The sequence below is a fragment of the Streptomyces sp. SPB074 genome, from assembly GCF_000154905.1.
Lineage (GTDB): Bacteria > Actinomycetota > Actinomycetes > Streptomycetales > Streptomycetaceae > Streptomyces.
The window spans coordinates 3,292,399-3,295,461 of the sequence record NZ_GG770539.1 but is presented as its reverse complement, the minus strand read 5'-3'; the positions used below and the strand labels follow the sequence as shown (position 1 = coordinate 3,295,461).

Sequence of the window (3,063 nt, the reverse complement as noted above, 5' to 3'; positions counted from 1 at the left end):
TGTAGAGGGCGCGCTTGATGGTCTCGGCGCCGGTGACGATGCAGCACATGAGGTCGGAGAGGTCCGGTGCCAGGTGCGAGAGGTTGTCCAGGGCGGTCACCCACCCCGCCGCGACCGCGGCAATGAGGTTCTCCTCGTCCTTGGGCGGCCGGCGCAGGTCGCTGCTCATCGCTGCTCCTCCGGACGCTGCCTCACGAGGAGAGGCGCCAGTGTCCGAAGAGAAGAAGCGCACGCGTCGTGCCAACGGTGAATCCGCGATCTACCTGGGGAAGGACGGGCGTTGGCACGCGCGGGTCCCTATGGGCTACAAGGACGACGGAACCCCCTACCGGCGTCATCTGACGCGCCCCACGGGTACCGAGCTGGTCGCGGAGGTGCGGCGCCTGGAGAAGCAGCGCGATCAGGGCAGCGCCCAGCAGCCCGGTAAGACGTGGACGGTGGGCAAGTGGCTGGAGCACTGGGTCGAGAACATCGCGAAGCCCACCGTGAGCGAGAACACGTACGACGGGTACGAGGTCGCCGTGCGAGTGCACCTCGTACCCGGTGTCGGCCGGCACAGGCTCGACCGGCTGGAGCCCGAGCACCTGGAGAGCCTGTACCGCCGGATGCAGGCCAACGGGCAGCGCAAGGCGGGGACCGCGCACCAGGCCCACCGGACCGCTCGGACCGCGCTCGGTGAGGCGGTGCGACGCGGCTACGCGGCCAAGAACGCCGCCGCCCTCGCGAAGCCGCCCCGCATGGAAGAGGACGAGGACGAGGTCGAGCCGTACACCGTCGATGAGGTTCAGCGCCTCCTGATCCAGGTCAACAAGCGCCGGAACAGCGCCCGATGGATGCTGGCTCTGGCGCTCGGACTACGGCAGGGGGAGACGCTCGGGCTGCGTTGGACGGATGTGGATCTGGAGAACGAGTACCTCAAGCTCCGCCGCAACCGACTGCGCCCCAAGTACGCCCACGGGTGCCGCGACGACGCGCCGTGCGGGCGGAAGCCTGGCTACTGCCCCGACCGCGTGCAGACCCGGCGCGAGACGAAGAACACCAAGTCGCGGGCGGGGCGGCGTGCTGTCCCCTTGCCCGGCCCTCTCGTGTCGATGCTGCGGCTCCACCGGGGTCAGCAGGCGGCGGAGCGGGCGGCAGCCGGGAGCCTGTGGACCGAGTCCGCGTACGTGTTCACCAAGCCTCTCGGTGGGCCGCTGAGCCCCAATACCGACTACCACGACTGGAAGCGGCTCCTCGCCGACGCGGGTGTGCACGACGGACGGCTCCACGACGCCCGGCACACCGCCGCCACCGTGCTCATGCTCCTGAGCGTCCCGGACCGGGTCATTGATCTGATCATGGGATGGGAACCGGGGACCGCCGCACGGATGCGGGCCCGCTACCTCCACGTGCCGGACGCGATGTTGAAGGACGTGGCGCGGAAGCTCGCGGAAGCGATCTGGGGAGCGTCCGACGCGGGGCCTGTGGACAAAAACCAGGACAACGGCGCCTGAGAACGCGTTGAAGGGCCCCACCGAAACCGGTGGGGCCCTTCAACGTATTGCCCGGTGAGAGCAATGGCGGAGGATACGAGATTCGAACTCGTGAGGGGTTGCCCCCAACACGCTTTCCAAGCGTGCGCCCTAGGCCTCTAGGCGAATCCTCCGCAGGAGACATTACATGAGCGAGGGGAGTGCTCGCGAACTCGATCGACGGGCCGGGGATCGGGTAGGGTGGCGGCCAGCCCCTCACGTGGCGCTATCTGACTGAACTCCCCCAGGGCCGGAAGGCAGCAAGGGTAGGTCGGCTCTGGCGGGTGCGTGGGGGGCGTTGTCGTGTGCGGGGCCGTTTGTCGGTGGGCGCCTATAACCTCGTAGGTGTGTCGTCCCTCGCGCTGTACCGCCGCTACCGTCCCGAGACCTTCGCCGAGGTCATCGGGCAGGAGCATGTCACCGACCCCCTGTCGCAGGCCCTGCGCAACAACAGGGTCAACCACGCGTATCTGTTCAGCGGGCCGCGCGGGTGCGGCAAGACGACCAGCGCCCGCATCCTCGCCCGCTGCCTGAACTGCGAGCAGGGGCCGACGCCCACGCCGTGCGGCGAGTGCCAGTCCTGCCAGGACCTGGCCAGGAACGGGCCGGGGTCCATCGACGTCATCGAGATCGACGCGGCTTCGCACGGTGGCGTGGACGACGCCCGTGACCTGCGCGAGAAGGCGTTCTTCGGGCCCGCGTCGAGCCGGTACAAGATCTACATCATCGACGAGGCCCACATGGTCACGTCGGCCGGTTTCAACGCGCTCCTCAAGGTCGTGGAGGAGCCGCCCGAGCACCTCAAGTTCATCTTCGCGACGACCGAGCCCGAGAAGGTCATCGGGACGATCCGCTCGCGCACGCACCACTACCCCTTCCGGCTCGTCCCGCCCGGGACCCTGCGCGACTACCTCGGCCAGGTCTGCGGGCAGGAGGACGTACGGGTCGAGGACGGGGTGCTGCCGCTGGTCGTACGGGCCGGGGCCGGCTCCGTGCGCGACTCCATGTCCGTCATGGACCAGCTCCTCGCCGGTGCGGGCGAGGACGGGGTGACGTACGCCATGGCGACCTCGCTCCTCGGGTACACCGACGGCTCGCTCCTCGACTCCGTCGTGGACGCCTTCGCCGCCGGGGACGGCGCCGCCGCCTTCGAGGTCGTGGACCGCGTCATCGAGGGCGGCAACGATCCGCGCCGCTTCGTCGCCGACCTCCTGGAGCGGCTGCGCGACCTCGTGATCCTCGCCGCCGTGCCCGACGCCGGGGAGAAGGGCCTGATCGACGCGCCCGCCGACGTCGTGGAGCGGATGCAGGCGCAGGCGTCCGTCTTCGGGGCCGCCGAGCTGAGCCGCGCCGCCGACCTCGTCAACGAGGGCCTGACCGAGATGCGCGGTGCCACCTCGCCGCGCCTCCAGCTCGAACTCATCTGCGCGCGGGTCCTGCTGCCCGCCGCGTACGACGACCAGCGCGCCGTCCTCGCCCGGCTCGACCGCCTGGAGCGGTCCGGGCCACCGGCCGGCGCGGCCCCGGCGGCCGCGTTCCCGCAGGCAGCGGC

General features: G+C 70.3%; 2 protein-coding genes, 1 tRNA gene, 1 other RNA gene and 1 pseudogene. 3 read left to right on the top strand and 2 right to left on the bottom strand.

Features of this window, described 5'->3' with window-relative positions; translation table 11 throughout:
- Window positions 1-169 (bottom strand): annotated as a pseudogene (locus SSBG_RS32650) (ATP-binding protein); the annotation flags it as partial.
- Between the two features lie 40 nt (window positions 170-209).
- On the opposite strand from SSBG_RS32650, the gene SSBG_RS13575 reads away from it, so the two are divergent.
- Window positions 210-1,493 carry a tyrosine-type recombinase/integrase gene (locus SSBG_RS13575; RefSeq protein ID WP_008746693.1) on the top strand — a complete coding sequence of 428 codons (1,284 nt, stop codon included), beginning with the start codon at window positions 210-212 and terminating at the stop codon, window positions 1,491-1,493.
- Window positions 1,494-1,557: 64 nt separating this feature from the next.
- Here the strand turns inward: SSBG_RS13575 and SSBG_RS13570 are convergent.
- A tRNA-Ser gene (locus SSBG_RS13570) sits at window positions 1,558-1,645 on the bottom strand.
- A gap of 74 nt (window positions 1,646-1,719) precedes the next feature.
- On the opposite strand from SSBG_RS13570, the gene ffs reads away from it, so the two are divergent.
- Window positions 1,720-1,814: signal recognition particle sRNA small type (gene ffs / locus SSBG_RS31135), an RNA gene on the top strand.
- 44 nt (window positions 1,815-1,858) lie between these two features.
- Window positions 1,859-3,063 (top strand): DNA polymerase III subunit gamma and tau (locus SSBG_RS13565; RefSeq protein WP_078491478.1); only part of this gene is annotated, 1,205 nt, incomplete at its 3' end.